The 15,595-nt window shown below is 65.9% G+C and carries 20 protein-coding genes; 14 read left to right on the plus strand and 6 right to left on the minus strand.

What is annotated here, in order from left to right:
* Positions 1–108: 108 nt before the first annotated feature.
* The 4 genes from ACLJRM_RS33650 to ACLJRM_RS33665 all read left to right on the plus strand — a co-directional run bounded on the left by ACLJRM_RS33650 (position 109) and on the right by ACLJRM_RS33665 (position 4,467).
* Positions 109–1,308, plus strand: a complete 1,200-nt coding sequence (locus tag ACLJRM_RS33650) for an FAD-dependent monooxygenase (protein ID WP_410665383.1) — start codon at positions 109–111, stop codon at positions 1,306–1,308.
* Between the two features lie 48 nt (positions 1,309–1,356).
* Positions 1,357–2,412, plus strand: coding sequence for a maleylacetate reductase (locus ACLJRM_RS33655; protein WP_410665384.1), 1,056 nt, complete (start codon positions 1,357–1,359; stop codon positions 2,410–2,412).
* Positions 2,409–3,329, plus strand: a complete 921-nt coding sequence (locus tag ACLJRM_RS33660) for an intradiol ring-cleavage dioxygenase (protein WP_410665385.1) — start codon at positions 2,409–2,411, stop codon at positions 3,327–3,329. Before ACLJRM_RS33655 ends, ACLJRM_RS33660 begins: the two co-directional genes overlap by 4 nt.
* Before the next feature lie 622 nt (positions 3,330–3,951).
* Complete coding sequence (locus ACLJRM_RS33665; protein WP_410665386.1) at positions 3,952–4,467, plus strand: hypothetical protein; 516 nt, start codon at positions 3,952–3,954, stop codon at positions 4,465–4,467.
* A 277-nt stretch (positions 4,468–4,744) separates the two neighbouring features.
* Here the strand turns inward: ACLJRM_RS33665 and ACLJRM_RS33670 are convergent, their stop codons facing one another.
* The 3 genes from ACLJRM_RS33670 to ACLJRM_RS33680 form a co-directional block, all read right to left on the minus strand.
* Positions 4,745–5,326, minus strand: a complete 582-nt coding sequence (locus ACLJRM_RS33670) for a GAF and ANTAR domain-containing protein (protein ID WP_410665387.1) — start codon at positions 5,324–5,326, stop codon at positions 4,745–4,747.
* A 64-nt stretch (positions 5,327–5,390) separates the two neighbouring features.
* A complete protein-coding gene (locus ACLJRM_RS33675; RefSeq protein ID WP_410665388.1) occupies positions 5,391–5,633 on the minus strand; it encodes a hypothetical protein in 243 nt (80 codons plus the stop codon).
* 276 nt (positions 5,634–5,909) lie between these two features.
* The gene (locus tag ACLJRM_RS33680) at positions 5,910–6,113 is read right to left on the minus strand and encodes a hypothetical protein (RefSeq protein ID WP_410665389.1); all 204 of its coding nucleotides are present in this window, start codon (positions 6,111–6,113) and stop codon (positions 5,910–5,912) included.
* A gap of 979 nt (positions 6,114–7,092) precedes the next feature.
* On the opposite strand from ACLJRM_RS33680, the gene ACLJRM_RS33685 reads away from it, so the two are divergent.
* Genes ACLJRM_RS33685 through ACLJRM_RS33715 form a run of 7 tightly spaced genes read left to right on the plus strand, consistent with a single transcriptional unit; the run spans position 7,093 to position 9,881 of the window.
* Complete coding sequence (locus ACLJRM_RS33685; protein ID WP_410599678.1) at positions 7,093–7,563, plus strand: Asp23/Gls24 family envelope stress response protein; 471 nt, start codon at positions 7,093–7,095, stop codon at positions 7,561–7,563.
* A complete protein-coding gene (locus ACLJRM_RS33690; protein WP_410665390.1) occupies positions 7,560–7,892 on the plus strand; it encodes a hypothetical protein in 333 nt (110 codons plus the stop codon). Before ACLJRM_RS33685 ends, ACLJRM_RS33690 begins: the two co-directional genes overlap by 4 nt.
* On the plus strand, positions 7,889–8,065 hold the full coding sequence (locus ACLJRM_RS33695) for a hypothetical protein (protein ID WP_410599676.1): 177 nt from the start codon (positions 7,889–7,891) through the stop codon (positions 8,063–8,065). Before ACLJRM_RS33690 ends, ACLJRM_RS33695 begins: the two co-directional genes overlap by 4 nt.
* Before the next feature lie 5 nt (positions 8,066–8,070).
* Positions 8,071–8,475, plus strand: coding sequence for an Asp23/Gls24 family envelope stress response protein (locus ACLJRM_RS33700; protein WP_410665391.1), 405 nt, complete (start codon positions 8,071–8,073; stop codon positions 8,473–8,475).
* On the plus strand, positions 8,472–8,999 hold the full coding sequence (locus tag ACLJRM_RS33705; RefSeq protein ID WP_410665392.1) for a DUF6286 domain-containing protein: 528 nt from the start codon (positions 8,472–8,474) through the stop codon (positions 8,997–8,999). The genes ACLJRM_RS33700 and ACLJRM_RS33705 overlap by 4 nt, the downstream gene beginning before the upstream one ends.
* The gene (locus tag ACLJRM_RS33710) at positions 8,996–9,568 is read left to right on the plus strand and encodes an alkaline shock response membrane anchor protein AmaP (RefSeq protein ID WP_410665393.1); all 573 of its coding nucleotides are present in this window, start codon (positions 8,996–8,998) and stop codon (positions 9,566–9,568) included. Before ACLJRM_RS33705 ends, ACLJRM_RS33710 begins: the two co-directional genes overlap by 4 nt.
* A gap of 40 nt (positions 9,569–9,608) precedes the next feature.
* Positions 9,609–9,881: a GlsB/YeaQ/YmgE family stress response membrane protein gene (locus ACLJRM_RS33715; RefSeq protein ID WP_410665394.1), complete on the plus strand. Its 273-nt coding sequence runs from the start codon at positions 9,609–9,611 to the stop codon at positions 9,879–9,881.
* An 8-nt stretch (positions 9,882–9,889) separates the two neighbouring features.
* Here the strand turns inward: ACLJRM_RS33715 and ACLJRM_RS33720 are convergent, their stop codons facing one another.
* Both ACLJRM_RS33720 and ACLJRM_RS33725 read right to left on the minus strand, forming a co-directional pair.
* On the minus strand, positions 9,890–10,225 hold the full coding sequence (locus ACLJRM_RS33720) for an STAS domain-containing protein (protein ID WP_410665395.1): 336 nt from the start codon (positions 10,223–10,225) through the stop codon (positions 9,890–9,892).
* Positions 10,226–11,103: 878 nt separating this feature from the next.
* Positions 11,104–11,502: an STAS domain-containing protein gene (locus tag ACLJRM_RS33725; RefSeq protein WP_410665406.1), complete on the minus strand. Its 399-nt coding sequence runs from the start codon at positions 11,500–11,502 to the stop codon at positions 11,104–11,106.
* 361 nt (positions 11,503–11,863) lie between these two features.
* On the opposite strand from ACLJRM_RS33725, the gene ACLJRM_RS33730 reads away from it, so the two are divergent.
* Together ACLJRM_RS33730 and ACLJRM_RS33735 are read left to right on the plus strand one after the other, a co-directional pair.
* Positions 11,864–12,217 (plus strand): hypothetical protein, encoded by a 354-nt coding sequence (locus tag ACLJRM_RS33730; protein ID WP_410599667.1) that lies wholly within the window; start codon positions 11,864–11,866, stop codon positions 12,215–12,217.
* A 315-nt stretch (positions 12,218–12,532) separates the two neighbouring features.
* Positions 12,533–12,883 (plus strand): hypothetical protein, encoded by a 351-nt coding sequence (locus tag ACLJRM_RS33735; protein WP_410599666.1) that lies wholly within the window; start codon positions 12,533–12,535, stop codon positions 12,881–12,883.
* A 249-nt stretch (positions 12,884–13,132) separates the two neighbouring features.
* Here the strand turns inward: ACLJRM_RS33735 and ACLJRM_RS33740 are convergent, their stop codons facing one another.
* Positions 13,133–13,897, minus strand: coding sequence for a lysyl oxidase family protein (locus ACLJRM_RS33740; RefSeq protein ID WP_410665396.1), 765 nt, complete (start codon positions 13,895–13,897; stop codon positions 13,133–13,135).
* A gap of 344 nt (positions 13,898–14,241) precedes the next feature.
* Here ACLJRM_RS33740 and wecB point away from each other — a divergent pair, with 344 nt between their 5' ends.
* Entirely contained in the window at positions 14,242–15,396 is a 1,155-nt protein-coding gene (gene wecB, locus ACLJRM_RS33745) for a non-hydrolyzing UDP-N-acetylglucosamine 2-epimerase (protein WP_410665397.1), read from the plus strand.
* Positions 15,397–15,595 lie beyond the last annotated feature (199 nt).

Below are 15,595 nucleotides of genomic sequence, written 5' to 3' on the forward strand. Positions count from 1 at the left end.
TTCAATGACACACGATGCCGCGCCGTTTGTCGCGAGGAGGCAGCATGAGCACAGCGAAGCAACCCACGCCGATCCGCGGATCGCGCCGATAACCGGAGGAGCTCAAGAATGGCGGCAGGCACGATCTCGATGCAGAGGATCGCGATCCTCGGCGGTGGTATCGGCGGGCTCGCGGCCGCGGCTTTCCTGAACTGTCAAGGTCTTCCGGCGAAAGTGTACGAACAAGCGCCGCGTCTGGCCGAGGTCGGCGCCGGTCTGGTGATCGCCCCCAACGCAGGGCGCCAGCTTCGCGAGCTCGGCGCGTTCGAGTACCTGCGGGAGCGTGCGGTCCGGCTCGACACCGGCTGGGAATTCCGCCGATGGGAGGACGGCAGGATTCTCTCCGCGGAGAACCTCGAGACGGCCTGCCTGGACCTGTACGGCGAGCACACCTACACCGCGCACCGAGCCGATCTCCTCGCCGCCATCCGGTCACGAGTACCGGCCGACAGTGTCGAACTCGGCCGGAAGTGCGTCGGGCTCGACAGATGCGGTGACGCGTACCGGATCCATTTCGCCGACGGCCACTCGGTCGAGGCGGACATCGTGATCGGCGCGGACGGAGTGCACTCCATCGTGCGCGGCACCGTCTTCGGATCAGCGCCCGCGACGTACTCCGGCACGTGCGCGTTCCGCGCGCTGGTCCCCGCCGACCGGGCGCCGGACTTCGCCCGGCGTCCTACCCAGACACTGTGGATCGGCCCCGGCCACCATCTGGTGCACTACCCGATCTCCGCGGGCGAGTACGTCAACCTCGTCGCCTTCGCTCCCGCCGGTGACTACACGGTCGAGTCCTGGACCGCGACCGCGACCGAGAGGGAGTTCCTGGCCGAGTTCGACGGCTGGGACCGGCGCCTGACCGACTTGATCCGTGCCGCGGGCACACCAGGACGATGGGCCCTGTTGGATCGTGCACCGCTCACGCGGTGGTCCGATGGCGGCGTGACGCTGCTCGGTGACGCCGCGCACCCGATGTTCCCCTTCTTCGCCCAGGGCGCCGCGCAGGCGATCGAGGACGCCGCCGCACTGGCACGCTGTCTGACCGCGGATCGCGACGACCCCGCCGCCGCGCTGCGCCGGTACGAACAACTCCGCATCCCTCGCACCACCCGCCTGCAGGCCGTCAGCCACAGCCGTTCCCACATCAACCACCTTCCCGACGGCCCGGAGCAGCGCGCCCGGGACGCCGCGTTCGCCGCGGAGGATCCGTTGGTCGCCAACGGATGGATCTACGGCTACGACCTCGACGACGCCGTCGCGCGAGGATGACTGTCCCGTACCGAGCGGTTCGACCGACGTGAGTACAGAGGTGATGTGATGCGTTTCGTTCATGCCACGCTCCCGCAGCGAATCCGGTTCGCCTCGGGTGCCGCGGCTGCTGGTGTCCGGGCGGAGGTCGAGCGCCTCGATGCCCGGCGGGTGATGGTGATCGCCGCCGACGCCGAACGGGTGCTCGCTGATGAGATCGCGGCTGATCTGCCCGTGGCATTGCGCCACGACGAGGTTCTGATGCACGTTCCCGTCGGCGTGGCCGAGCGGGCCCGCGCCGCGGCAGCGGCGCACGAGGCCGATGTGATCGTGTCGATCGGAGGGGGATCGACCACGGGGCTGGCCAAAGCGGTCGCGTTGACGACCGGGCTGCCGATCGTCGCTGTTCCCACCACGTACGCCGGATCCGAGGCGACGGATGTCTGGGGCCTGACGGAGAACGCGGTGAAGACCACGGGCCGCGACCCACGGGTTCTCCCCGCGGCGATCGTCTACGATCCCTCGTTGACTCTCACCTTGCCGGTCGAGTTGAGCGTGGCGTCCGGGCTGAACGCCCTCGCGCACTGCGTCGACAGTCTCTGGGCGCCCCGTGCCGATCCGATCAACGCGGCGCTGGCGATCGAGGGTGTGCGGGCACTGAACCTCGGTCTTCCCGGGGTGGCACGGAACCCGTCCGGATTGGACGGTCGCGAACATGCCCTTTACGGCGCCTACCTGTCGGCAGTGGCGTTCGCTTCGGCCGGTTCGGGACTGCACCACAAGATCTGCCACGTCCTCGGAGGGATGTACAACCTGCCGCACGCGCAGACCCATGCCGTCGTACTGCCCTATGTCCTGGCGTTCAACGCGCCGAACGCGCCCGACGCCGACTGGCGCCTGGCAGAGGCATTCGGCACCAGCGGCGGCTTGGCCGGATTGCAGGCGTTGCGGGCGACCCTGGACGCGCCGATGGCGCTGCGGGACTACGGTCTCGCTGAGACGGACCTGCCCGACGCGGTCGAGGCGATCCTCAAGTCCGTACCCGAAGACAACCCGACGGACGCCACCACAGACAACCTTGCCGCGATGCTCCACGCGGCGTGGGAAGGAAGTGAACCCGCATGACGACCGACCAGGAATCCACGGTGCCCGGCGCACCGACGGTCTCTCCGGAGCAGCAGCAACGCGAGGACGATTTGGTGCAAAGGGTGCTGGCGTCGTTCGACAGCTGCACCGACCAGCGTCTCAAGCAACTGATGCACGCGCTCGTCCGGCACCTCCACGCCTTCCTGCGCGAAGTGAGGCTGACCGAGGACGAATGGGGCAAGGCGATCGAGTTCCTCACCGCCGCCGGTCACATCACCGACGACAAACGGCAGGAGTTCATCCTGCTTTCCGACACCCTCGGTGCCTCGATGCAGACCATCGCCATGAACAACGAGGCCCGTGGTGACGCTACCGAAGCGACGGTGTTCGGCCCGTTCTTCGTCGACGACAGCCCGGAGGTGGAACTCGGCGGCGACATCTCCTTCGGCGCGAGCGGCGAACCGTGCTGGGTCGAGGGAACCGTCACCGACACCGCGGGCAGGCCACTGCCCGGCGCGCTCATCGAAGTGTGGGAGGCAGATGCCGACGGACTCTACGATGTCCAATACGGCGACGACCGAACCGCCGGCCGGGCCCATCTCCACGCCGACAACGAAGGGCACTACCGGTTCTGGGGCATCACACCCACTCCTTACCCCATCCCCGCGGACGGGCCGGTCGGCGCGATGCTGCGGGCGGTGGGCCGGTCACCGATGAGGGCGGCACACCTGCACTTCATGGTTACGCACCCGGACCACCGGACGCTCGTCACCCACATCTTCGTTCGCGGCGATGACTTCCTCGGCTCCGATTCGGTGTTCGGGGTCAAAGACTCGCTTGTCGAGGACTTCCAGCGGCAACAACCCGGGACACCGACGCCCGACGGCCGCGATTTTGAGCAGATGACGTGGTCGAGAGCTCGATTCGACATCGTCCTGGCCCCGGTGAACTCGTAACGCCGCAGTCGGAGGCGTCAGCATGCGGGCTACGGCACCCGAGCCGCGCATCCCACTCGAGCCTTGGACACCAGACCGTGCTGGTCTTCTGTCTTAAGCGAACCTTTGTGGAACCCCGCACGATCATCGATCTCCATCAACGAGGCCTGGTGCCCGCAGTGTTGCCATCCAGCGTCGACCTGAGCGACGCACTGGCCGTGGGGACCGAGTAGTTCGGCGTCGACCATCCCATCCTGCAGTGCCTCGAGCTCGGCGTGGCCATCCACCACGAAGCGCGGCTCCTGCAACAAGGGGTCCTTAAGGTCATGATCGCCTCACCAACCCTTGCCTCGCGTGCCGCTCCTGTTTCAGGGACGGCTGCGAAGGTCGCTACTGCCAAGGAACGACGGGGGTCGGCTGCGAACGGCAGCCGACTGCACTGTAACCGGTCGAGGTTGGCGTCGTTGCCTGATGGTTACCCGCGGAGACGGCAAGACCGTTCGTTCGTGCCGATTCCGGGCGAGCGCCTCGCCCTGTGCCTGCGCCATTCGGGCGTAGGCGCGATGACGTCGGTAACGCTTTCCTGTCCTCTGACTCATCCCCCGATGAGTAGTTGGGCGATTCATATCTGGAGGCAGACGCAATGGGCGGTTTCATCGACGCGACCGAAGGCACGAAAAACGCGGCTTCGGAAAGCGAAGTACGTTGCGGACGCGCTTTGGCGGCGCTGGTGCCCGCCAAGCACACTGTGGTCCTGCAACTGCCGAGCGGACATCGCGGTGCGGTCGGAGGCAGCGGCGCGACCGCTGATTTCATCGTGTACACCGGCGGAACGACGGGCGGCGTCACCGAGTCGCTGCAGGACATCCAGACGGACGAGAACTACTCGGTGACGGTTGACGCCTACACCCCGGACGGTTACAACCCGGCCGGTTCCGTCGCGGCGGTGCGGGACAAGCTGTCGACCCAAGCGAGCGCGGTCATCGTTGATCTGGTTAACCTGACCAACATCGCGCATCGGAACGACGTGGTGGCAAAAATCATCACAATGGTGAACCAGTATCACAGTGGCAAGATGGTCGTCTTTCACTTCGAGGGTAAAAACCGCGTCTACAACCCAACCGCGAGTTTCGCCGTGACAGGGAATCAATTCGTCTGACGACGAGTAGTGCCGAATGCGGATGAGGGACCCGCGCGACAATGCTCCCTGGGGCCGTGGCGTGTCGCCGATGATGGTCCTGCAGACTCAGGCCCTGTCGCTGTCGAAACAAACCCGCGAGACGCTGCGTAGAGTCAGGTGCCAAAGGTGGCGGCCAGAATCGAACGCCGTATACCAGCGACGCGCTGTCGGTCGAGAAATCCTTATGCGGTTCAACGGTCGAATCTCGTTTGACCTGCGGTGGTGAGCCTGCCCGGCACGCGGGCGCCGGCCATGCTCAGGCGCGCGCGTGTCGTTCATTCCCATGGTTGTGGTGCCGGCCCTTCTTCGTGGGGATTGAGGTCCGCGTTGGCGAGTTGCGTGGCGGTGTCGGACAGCCGGACAGCCGGACAGAGTGATGGCGGCAGTAAGTGCGCAGCACGTCGAAGGTCTGGTCCATAGCGAGGTCGCCGGCGTGGAACAGCACGCCTTTGGCTTGTTCGATGATGACCCGGCTGTTCAACGCGGTTTGCAGTTGTTCGGTGAGGACTTCGCCGCGGCGGATGGCGCGTTCTTGAAGGATGCCGATGGTGTCGGCGAGAGCCTGTGCGACCCGGATATCCGAAGGCGAGAGCGGGGTGACGGTGCGGCCGAACAGGTTGAGCGCGCCGATGACCTCGCTGCGCAACCGTAAGGGCATCGCGTGCACGGAAGCGAAGCCCTGGCCGAGGGCTTGAGGCGCGAAAGAGGGCCAGCGCCGGCGGGCGGTGGCGAGGTCGTCGACTAGGATGGGCTCGCCGGTGCGGATCTTGCGGCCGCGTTCGACCAGGAAGATCCCGGCGTACTCGGCGCCGGCGACAGGGTCCAAGGCGGCTTTCACGATCGCCGCGAGCGTGGACTCGACATCCGGATCTACCCGCCTCCCGCGACGGAGAACTATTCGTTCAGGCGGCTGGACTGGTCCAGCGCCACGCTGTGCGCAGCGCGGTGATCAGCACCTCGTCGTCGGCGACGGTCGGTTCCTCTTCGCCGACCGGTAGCCAGACCTCGTCGGCGACGTGCCCGCCGCGGTGGTAGACGACCGCGATACCGGAGTAGATCACCGTCTCGGTGTGGGTGCCGTCGATGTCGTCGAGTCGCACTGTCCGGTGCTCCCAGCGCAGCTGGACCTCATTCTCAGCCTTCATCCGGCCACACCTCTTCTCGTTCTCGCCCTGCCTCGTCGTCCCAGTGACTCTGGGTGTAACGGGCTGTGTGCGGGTGAAGATGGCGGAAGTCGTGGTCGTAGCGCGAGGGGTGCCAAGCAGGTTGGCCGACCCGGTTCGGTGATCTCGGCGGCGTTGGGCCGCAGTCGCTGCACGTGAACCCGCCCGCGATCACCCGGCGCAGCCGCAGACTGGAGGCCGACGCTTCGCCGGTGACAGCGCCGCGCCGGGAGCCCACCCCGGCGCGGTACAGAGCTATCAATACAGCCAGTATCCCGGGTAGCCGTGGTGGTAGTAGTGATGATGGTGGTGGTGGCCGAAACAGAGCAGCAGGCAGCGCGCCTGATCGCTCGTCTCTGCTTGCGGCGCGGCCGAGGCCATGCCCACTGTGGGGCCGGCAACCAGCAGTCCGAGTGCGATGGGCAGGGCGGCCAGCGCGGCCCGACGCTTCGAGTTGCTCATCTGTGTCCCTTTCTTCATATTACGGCACCGGTCGGTGTCATGATCAAGTATTCGCCGAGGTGCGGGGAAATGACAGGATGATCACCCGCGATTAGTTAGTTCGGATGGTGACACCGATTTCGGTCATGTTTGCGTGATACCCGAATGGCCGCTAAAACCGGCCGATCAGGGTTGATCCAAGGGCAGTCGGGTGTCGTCTGTGATTTTTCGTTACCGGTCGGGCTGGGCCCCGGGAACGGCACCGTGTCTCCCTGGGCGGCAAAAACGCGAAGGGATCGGACGGCGGAGGATCTCTGTGGATCGTCCAAGGGGTCGGAATCCGGCGAGCAATGCAGTGTGAGCAAGGGAATCAAGTAGCCGGTAGCCGATATCGAAACGCCGGTGTCAATAGTTTTTCATAGGCAAGTGACAGTACTGTAGAAATTAATCCTGTCGAGTGTAAGACGTTGAGGTCCAAGAGGGTTCCGGTGATCTCGTTCGGCGTAATTTCGATACTTTCATTCGAAAAGTTGAGGACCGCTGGTTCGTTGCAGTGGCAAGGTGCAACTGCCATGGCTGAAGGGCCGGGCTATTCGGTGGGGGCCGGGGCCGTACGACTTCCGGCTGGAGCTCGACGGCGTCCAGGCTCAGTACGGCGCTCGCCAAGAACGACGCCCCGAATCTTTGGCACCCTTGGCAGACCTGCGACCGGCTCGAAGCGATCACCGCGCACACGCACCACGGCTCCGCTCTGTCCACAGCTTCGGCGAGGTGATGCGATCGGTGCGATGCGGCAACGGTGGCGGCGCGAGCTGAACCCCTCTCGCCGTCGCGATGTCAGTACTTCGAAGTCGGGATCGCACTACCTGGACTGGCGGGACGGGGGTCACACGATGGGGTCGTGACGATCTTCTCGAGGCCGGGTCTTAGTGGTGTGGAAGCGAGGATGGAACACCGAGAGCTTCCGGCGAGACCACAGGAACCGATCCGAGGAGACGTCATGACGAATTCGACCGCTACCAAGGCTCCCAGCCAGTCGAGCGCAGTCGAGAAGACCGGCACGGGCGCGTTGGAGTCGAGCAAGGGGGCGACCACCATCGCCGACACGGTGGTGGCGAAGGTCGCGGGCTTGGCCACCCGCGAGATCTCCGGGGTCTACGACCTGGGTGGTGGCGCGGCCCGGGCGTTCAGCGCGATCCGTGAGCGCATTCCCGGTGCCACCGCGTCGGCCAGCCAGGGGGTGTCGGTCGAGGTCGGCGAGAAGCAGGCCGCGGTCGATCTGCAGATTCTCGTCGAGTACGGCGTGTCCATCGCCGACCTGTCGCGTGCGGTGCGCAGGAACGTCATCGGCGCGGTCGAGCAGATCACCGGCCTCGAGGTGGTCGAGGTCAACATCAACGTCTCCGACGTGCACATCCCAGGTGACGACGAGGACGAGGACACCAAGACCGACACCGGCCGCGTCCAGTGAGCCTCGGCGTCGAGATCGACGCCGACCGCATCGCCACCGCCGTGCAGGCCCAGCCCCGGATCGCGGGTCTGCACAGCGGCCGGTTCGGCGAGATCGCCACCCTCCTGCGCGGACGCCGGATCCCGGGCATCCGCGTCCGCGACGACGAGATCACCATCGGTGTCGTCGGCCGCTACCCGGCGACCGCCGTCGAGATCAGCGACGACGTCCGCATCGCCGTGGGGCAGGTCGATCGCCCGATCCATGTGCGGATCGGCGATATCGCCTCTCCAGCCGGTGCCACGGTCGAGGATCCGGACACGATCGCCCTTGCCAAGGAGAACCAGTGAATTCCACGCATCTCGGTCTGCTCACCGGTCTCGCCCTCGGCCTCGCGGCCGCCTTTGGCGGGTTCGGCGCCTTCCTGGTCGTTCTGGCCCTCGGCGCCCTCGGGTTGCTGGTCGGCCGTGTCGTCGACGGCAAGCTCGACTTGTCGCAGCTCACCGGCCGTGACAGGGGCTGATCTCCATGACCGCCACCCTGCCGAGCCCGGCGCCCAGGACGGCTCCCGCCGCTTCCGGCGACCGGGGCGTCCTCACCATTTCCGACAGCACCGTGGAACGGATCGCGGCTCACGCGGTGACCGAGGTCGACGGCGTCGGCGGCGCCGCGAGCCGCGTGCTCGGTGTCGCCGTCGGTGGTGAAGACCTCGACAACAGCGCCAAGGTCACCGCGAAGGTCGACGGCGGGACCGCCACCCTCGACGTGAGGATCTCCATCAGCTATCCGATGTCAGTGTCTCGCACCACCGAGAACGCCCGCCGACATCTGATGCGCTGTGTCGAAGAGTTCACCGGGCTCACCGTGTCGCACGTGGACATCACCGTCACCGCGCTGCACACCGCCACCGCCGAGGCCGGGAGGGTCCAGTGAAACGCCGCCCACGTCGCAGCATCCCCGCGACCCTCACCGCGATCGTCCTGCTCGCCGCCTGCGCCCTCGTCGCGGTCATCGCGATCCAGATGCTTCTCGGTGAAACTCCTTGGATTCGCTACGACACCGTCGCCGGTGCCCTGCACGACATGCGCTGGAGCGACGTCGTGACGGCCATCGCCGGTGGCGTCGCGGTGTTGCTCGGGCTGATCCTGGTCTTGGCGGCGATCCTGCCGGGCAAGCCCACCGTCCTGCCGCTGCGGGGCGATCCGGACTCCGGTGCCTCGCGTCGCAGCTACCGCTCCACCCTGCACGCCGCGGCCTCCACAGTGGACGGTGTGTCCGGCGCGACGGTGAAACTCAAACCCCGCACTGTCACCGCGAAGGTGAGTACCGGGCGGACGACCATCGATGGTCTCGCCGACGCCGTTCGTGGTGCGGTCGAACACCGGCTCGACCAGATCGACCCCGTCCTGCGCCCGACCGTCAAGGTCAAGGTTCGTGCCGCCAGGAGCGCGTCATGACCAACCTCAATCGCCCCGCACGCCTCAACCGCACCGTGCTCGCCCTGTTCGGGCTCGTTCTGATCGCGGCAGGCGCTTTCGCGCTGCTGACCCATTTCGGCACGGTCACCGTCTTGCGCCCCGAATCCGCGTTGGTGGCCGGAACGGCGCAGCCGCCTACCTGGACGCTCTACGTCACCGCAGCGGCCGCCGTCGTGCTGGGCCTGCTCTTGCTGCGATGGCTCATCGCGCAGCTGACCCGCAAACCCAAGACTCACACCTGGCACTTCGAGACCGACCCCGCCGCCGGTCGCACCGAACTGGCCGCGAGCACCGCGATCGAACCGTTCGTCACCGAGGTGACGACCTATCCCGGCGTCCACGCCGCACACGCCACACTCGCCGGGACCCGTGACACACCGGCCGTGGCGCTGGTGATCAGCGCCGAGCAGGACGGCGATCTCACCGAGATCCGCCATCGGATCGACACCGACGGCCTTCCTCGGCTGCGTCAAGCACTCGATCTCGACATCCTGCCGGCGACCGTCGAGTTCCGCTTTTCCACCAAGACGGGCGCTCGCGCGAGGTAGGGCGCGAGCACCTGTCCACGATCGATCATGAGGTGAAGAAATGCTCTGGACCATTCTGGGTTGGATCCTGTTCGGACTGATCGCCGGTTTCATCGCGCGAGCACTGGTGCCGGGCAAGGACGACATCGGCCTGCTGCGGACCATCGTCCTGGGCGTCGTCGGCTCGGTCGTGGGTGGCTTCCTGTTCGGCCTGCTCACTGTCGGCTTCCGTGGTTTCCAACCGGCGGGATGGATCGGGTCGGTCATCTGCGCGATCATCGTCCTGGTCATCTACAACAAGGTGACCGGCCGCAAGACCCGTCCGCGAGGGTGAGCAGGGTGTCATTGCTCAAAGGGCGAGAAGGCTCGTGGGGCGAGCGACATCTCAGCGGCAGCGTGGTCGGTGTGGACAGGGAGGACGCGTTCGAGGCGGAGCGCCTTGATGGGTCGCAGGACGGCATGATGGCTCGCGATGACCGCGCAGGCGATGCCATGCGAGTGGGCGGTGGTGACCGCCTCGAGCAGGATCGCCAGCCCGCGGCTGGAGATGAAGGTGACGTCAGTGAGGTCGACGATCAGGGTAGCGGGCCGGCGACGTACTTCATCGGCGAGCTTATCCTGGAAACGCGCGGTGACGGCTAGGTCCAGGTCGCCGGTGGCGGCGACGGTGGTGGTCACCGGGGGACGTGTAGATCGCCGTTCCGGGTTCCGCGTTCGTTGCCGAGGCGGCGTCGGCGCGACGGTGGTGGAAAGCATGTGGTGGCCTCCTCGTCATGCGGGAAGCCACCGGCCTCCCGCAGGTGCCGGACGGCCATGTGCGGGGCCGGACCGGGCAGATGTCGGACGACGGCTGCTGGGCTCAACCGCTACGCCACGGCAGATTTAGCTACGTCTCGCCTGGCGCCGGCCCGGAACCGGGCACAGGTGTACTGCCCAGCCTCGCTCTCTCTCAATCGTCCGGCGGCCTGGCCTGCGAGAGAAGCCGTCCTTGCCGCGGTCGTGGGTCAGACAGATCAGGGCGAGCTGGGTGCGTCCTGGCTCATGATCATGACAGGGCGCAAATACCCGTCAGGCGCTCAGCGAGGGTCACATCGCTTTCCCTGATCCCGGTCGGAGCCGTACTGGGTCGGCCGTCGTCCTCACGCTCACATACTTCACGCGTGAACGCGGCGACGGCTATGCGCCAGCCGTCGGTTCGAGTTGAGCGTGGAAGGCGTCGCCGTGCATCCCGAGCTCTTGGATCACCAACCGGACATAGCGATGAAGTCCACGGATGACCGCTTCTCCGAATCCCGATTCCATCGTGAAAGCCACCTCGCACTGGTCACTCTGCGGGCGACGGCTGCTTGACGCGGGACGCGTGGAAAGTCTCCTCGGCGCACAGAACGACCACTGGGTGACGGCTTCAAACCTCATCGGCGGATCGGCCTGCACCTGCGTGAGTGAGCAGGAGGCGTGCCTCGTCCGGACAGCCCGCGGTTCGACGCCGAAATACGCGGGTGACCGTGGAGTGGCCGGGTAGCAAGTTCGACACGGCGGCTCCGGCAGGCCGGGCGTCAGTTCACTGAACGAAGATCCGCCACGGCGAAGGCGGTGTGCCGGTCGGGGTAGTGATCGAGAACGGCGATCATGCCGGTGGTGACCATCGCGCGATAGGCGACGGAGTGCGGGCCGAGCGCTATCCGGAGCGTGACGCCCTTGGCGGCGGCGCGATCGACGGCGGCATGCAGCGCTTGAACGCCGGTCACACTCAGGAAAGTCAGCTCGGCGAGATCCATCACGATCGCTCGAATTCCCCGGCTTCGGGCGAGTGCCGTCGCGACCGCCATTTCCACGACGACGGCGGTGTGCGAATCCAGTTCACCGGTCAAGGCGATGACGGCCGGACCCTCCGGTGAACACGACATCCGCACAGTTGCCGCGGACGCGAGGCCCGGTATCCAGATTCTTTCCATGCGCACCCGATGACTCTCGCGTTCCCGCGAGGGAACACTGGTGGTAACCCGGGCCGTCACGGTAAAACCGGCTCTCGGGATTTCGCAAGCGGTGGTGAGCCGACTCAGTCTCTTGGGTGCCCGGTGATCCTTGTGCTACAAGAAAAGAGCCGTGCTCGTGCTCCGCGTCGAATTCCTCTGGTGGGCAAGGGGAGCATTACCCGATTGGACCACCGGTTGCGCGGTCAGGGGTCCGCGGTGCCCACACGATGGTGGATCGGCGTGGAAAAGAGCGGGCGACCTCAGTACGTTTCCGTGACACAGGACGAAACACACTTCTATTGCCGTCCTGTTCGATGCAATCGCCTTTCAAGGAGAATCCATGCTGAAGAAGATCGGCTTCGTCGCGGCCGCCATGGCCGCCGGCGCCTTCGTCGGCGGTGGGGTCGCGTCCGCGGACACCCCCGACGACTACTACGACTACGGCCACGACGTGAGCGAGCAGGTCGGCCTGGTCAACCTGAACAACATCGACGCGCTGCACAACGTGAACGGCACGCTGGGTGTGTGCGGCAACGACGTGAACGTGCTCGGGGTCCAGGTCCCGATCCGTGACTCGCTCAACGGCATCGGTGTGCCGATCCTGTCGCCGGGTGCGCACGAGGCCAGTGGCGAGTCCCCGTACAACTGCGCCGCCGGTGGCATCACCGACGGCGGAACTTTTCAAGGCAACTAGTAATTTCTCTGCCGAGGCTGCCCGTTGTGTGTGCGGAAGCCGGCCGAGGCAGGGGATCCGGCGAGGCGCATCGAAGTCGTGAGGCGTTCCCGGAACACGGAGAAGAGATGCACACTTCGCTGCGTGTTCCGGGCCCGCTGCGACGCGAAGCGACGCCGGCACGGGTGGGGCCGGTTCATCCTGCCCAGGAGTTGACCGGCCCCATCCAGCGTGAAATGCACGATAGTCGATATCCCTGGATGCGGCGAATCGAAGTTCGCCGCCAGGGTTCCCCCTCGCCGGGTTCATTCGGCGGGTTCCTCTAGGAGTTTTTCTGTGATCAAGCAGCTTGGGTTCGTCGCTACCGCTCTGGCCGCCGGAATGGCGATCGCCGGCGGGTCCGCCTCGGCGGCCGGTGTCACTGTGGCGGGTCAGCCGGTGGACCACAACGGTCAGCTGGGTCTGGCGAACGTGCAGAACCTCGACGCGGTGCACAACCTCAACGTCGTCGGTGGTGTCTGCGACAACAACGTCAACGTGCTCGGGGTTCAGGTCCCGGTCCGTGACGTCGCCGAAGGTATCGCCGTCCCGGTTCTGTCCCCGGGCGAGACCGAGGCCGAGGGTGCCACCCCGGACAACTGCGCCGGTGGCGGCATCGTCGACGGCGGGACCGTCCAGGAAAACTGACCGATCCCGCGAAACAGCCGCCGCACGGATGCCCCTCCGTGCGGCGGCTTTCTCGTGCGGCGGAAGCTGACTGCCCTCTGCGATGTACCGCGGGTGAGGTCAGGCTCCCGGCACGGCCCGGGCCGCCTGACCTCACCGCTTTTCGCCGCCCCGAACAGCGACTGAGCAAAATTCTGCCCATAGGTCTTCGTCGTCGCGACTCGAGTCATCCGATCCGGGACGGCGTTGTTCCCTGAGTTGCAAAACGGTTCAGCCACACCGCTTCCGTCCGGGGCAACTGCGAAGGAACTTGACGACAGGGCCTCGCGGGAGGACCTCGTGCAGGCCCGGTGCCCCGCCCGGCCATTCGATGGACAGGGCGATGGACGAGGAGTTGTTGCCGTAGTTCGACTCCGCCAGGGTCCGGTCGTCGTTCACGGTGTTCACCAGGTCGTAGGTTCCCGACGGCACATCGGTGATGTCCAGCCACTGGAAGTCGACGTCGTACTTGTAGTCGTCACCGGATCCGACAGAGATTCCTTCGACCACGTCGAGTGCGTCCGGTTCATGATGGCGGCATTTGTTCGCTCGCAGGCGCTGGGCGAGTTCCGCGTCAGGGCCGAATTCGCCAGGGACCCGCCCGAGCTTGTCGATGTCCCTGACACGAAAGCGATCGCCGAGGCAGAAGCCGTTCTTGCGGTCGGTGACGACAGTTTTCCCCTGTGGCGAGACGAGTGCGAAATGCTCGAAGTTCATCAGGTGCCAATGCTGGTGGTCCATGGCCGGTTCGTAGTAGGTGAAGGTGCGGGTGGAGCGTTGCGCTTCGTCGTGATTCGACGGTATCGACCCGTCCGCGGCGTTGCGCAGAGCTTGCCGGACGGTCATGCGGTTCTGCGCCGTGTCACCGCGTCGGCCGTAGAGTAGCAGAGGTCCGTCACCGATGTTCTCTTCCGAGCTGGTGAATCTCAGCCTGACGGCTTGCGCGGCGGCGGGGAGGACGCAGCGGCCGTTCGGTGCCGCCGGATCGATCACCATGCACACGTCCCAGTCGACGCATTTCAGGGCGTCCCTGGAAAACCCTCCGGCGCAGCCCGGGGGAGCCTGGCGGAGATCGGGTAGCAGGACTTGCGGTGACGCGTCAGAGCTGGGAATGGCGGTCGTGACGGCCGTCATGAGTATCACCGCGGCGAGTGAGACGTATTTCTTGAGCAAAGAGATGGACCCGTTCTGTGCTGACATCTTCGACAGGTTGACCCTATTCGAGTAATTACCTTTCTGGTGAAACATGTAACCGGATCACACCATGGATTGATTTTGTCACCATGAACGTGGGTTCGGTGAGTAGCGTGCGTGAAAACCCGCTCCGAAAGGACGTCCGAATGTCGATCGCCGCCGACCTCCGTGCACCGAAGACGGATCACCGAGGTGCGTCGCGCTCACAAACGGCCGGCGGTGTCGTGCTGGTCTGCGGGACCCGGCCGGAACTCATCAAGCTGTCGCCGCTGATGCGTCACTTCGGGGAGAACGGTGCGATCGTCTACACAGGACAGCACTACGACGACTCACTGTACTCACGTATCCGGGCGGACTTGCCTCCCTCGAAACAGTTCCACGAACTGGGGGTGACCTCCGCCGGACGTGGCGCGCAGCTCGGTGAAGCGATCAGCGCAATCGATGAGGTCCTGAACGCCTACTCTCACCCGGTCGTGTTGGTGCAGGGCGACACGACGTCCGCGCTCGCCGGCGCGCTGGCCGCCAACGCGCGCACACTCCCGCTGGTGCACATCGAGGCCGGGCTGCGCAGTCACGACCGTGCGATGCCCGAGGAGCACAACCGGGTCCTGATCGACCATGTCGCCGATCTCTGCTGCGCTCCGACCGATCTCAACCGGCTGAACCTCTTGGCCGAGAACATTCCGTCCGAGCGGATTGCAGTCACGGGCAACACCGTCGTTGAGGCACTGCGGGCGGCGCTCCCATCCGCTGGGGATCGCGCCGACGTCTTGGCCGCTCGCGGACTCCATCGGGACGAGTACGTCCTCGCCACCATCCACCGGCCGGAGAACGTCGACGATCCCGAGCGACTGGCGGAGATCCTGCGCGAGTTCGGTGAGCTGCCGCTCCCGGTCGTGTTCCCGTTGCACCCCCGGACCGGCAAGAGCGTGGAACGGTTCGGGCTGACCAGGCTACTGAAGCCGCTTCTGGTTCTCGAACCCCAGGCATATCCCGCGTTCCTCGCCCTGGCCGCCGAAGCCGCCGTGATCGTCTCGGATTCCGGTGGCATCCAAGAAGAGGTGAGCGTGCTGAAACGCCCGGTGGTCGTGGTGCGGCGGAGCACCGAGCGCCCCGAAATCTCCGGCCTGTTCGGCGTTCTGGTTCCGCCCGGACCGCTTATCGGGGTGGAGACCGCGGTTTGGCTGAACGACGTCGCGGGGCACCGCGAGCGACTCAGCCGCCTCCCCTCGCCGTACGGGGACGGCTCGGCTTGCCGCCGGATCGCGGACGCGATCGAGGCAAGGTTTCCGCTGGTATGAGGTTGTGAGCGGCGATTCGGGTTCTTGAGGGGTAAGTCAAAGTGGCGTGTTCGTGGGAGATGTCGAGCGGCTGTGTCGCGAAAGCCAGGCGGATTCATGTGGTGGTCGCAACGTGCTCTGTTAGGACAGTAGCGTGGTGAGTTTCTCGAGTGGGGTGTGCCAGTCGAGTGTTTTGCGGGGGCGGTTGTTGAGTCGTGCG

The organism is Amycolatopsis sp. lyj-84 (assembly GCF_046549075.1).
GTDB lineage: Bacteria > Actinomycetota > Actinomycetes > Mycobacteriales > Pseudonocardiaceae > Amycolatopsis.

What these genes read in the sequence shown, in the direction of transcription:
- ACLJRM_RS33650 (WP_410665383.1), top strand. Translation starts at nt 109, where the DNA reads ATGGCGGCAGGCACGATCTCGATGCAGAGGATCGCGATCCTCGGCGGT.
- ACLJRM_RS33655 (WP_410665384.1), top strand. Translation starts at nt 1,357, where the DNA reads ATGCGTTTCGTTCATGCCACGCTCCCGCAGCGAATCCGGTTCGCCTCG.
- ACLJRM_RS33660 (WP_410665385.1), top strand. Translation starts at nt 2,409, where the DNA reads ATGACGACCGACCAGGAATCCACGGTGCCCGGCGCACCGACGGTCTCT.
- ACLJRM_RS33665 (WP_410665386.1), top strand. Translation starts at nt 3,952, where the DNA reads ATGGGCGGTTTCATCGACGCGACCGAAGGCACGAAAAACGCGGCTTCG.
- ACLJRM_RS33675 (WP_410665388.1), bottom strand. Translation starts at nt 5,633, where the DNA reads ATGAAGGCTGAGAATGAGGTCCAGCTGCGCTGGGAGCACCGGACAGTG.
- ACLJRM_RS33680 (WP_410665389.1), bottom strand. Translation starts at nt 6,113, where the DNA reads ATGAGCAACTCGAAGCGTCGGGCCGCGCTGGCCGCCCTGCCCATCGCA.
- ACLJRM_RS33685 (WP_410599678.1), top strand. Translation starts at nt 7,093, where the DNA reads ATGACGAATTCGACCGCTACCAAGGCTCCCAGCCAGTCGAGCGCAGTC.
- ACLJRM_RS33700 (WP_410665391.1), top strand. Translation starts at nt 8,071, where the DNA reads ATGACCGCCACCCTGCCGAGCCCGGCGCCCAGGACGGCTCCCGCCGCT.
- ACLJRM_RS33710 (WP_410665393.1), top strand. Translation starts at nt 8,996, where the DNA reads ATGACCAACCTCAATCGCCCCGCACGCCTCAACCGCACCGTGCTCGCC.
- ACLJRM_RS33715 (WP_410665394.1), top strand. Translation starts at nt 9,609, where the DNA reads ATGCTCTGGACCATTCTGGGTTGGATCCTGTTCGGACTGATCGCCGGT.
- ACLJRM_RS33725 (WP_410665406.1), bottom strand. Translation starts at nt 11,502, where the DNA reads ATGGAAAGAATCTGGATACCGGGCCTCGCGTCCGCGGCAACTGTGCGG.
- ACLJRM_RS33730 (WP_410599667.1), top strand. Translation starts at nt 11,864, where the DNA reads ATGCTGAAGAAGATCGGCTTCGTCGCGGCCGCCATGGCCGCCGGCGCC.
- ACLJRM_RS33740 (WP_410665396.1), bottom strand. Translation starts at nt 13,897, where the DNA reads ATGGTGATCGATCCGGCGGCACCGAACGGCCGCTGCGTCCTCCCCGCC.
- wecB (WP_410665397.1), top strand. Translation starts at nt 14,242, where the DNA reads ATGTCGATCGCCGCCGACCTCCGTGCACCGAAGACGGATCACCGAGGT.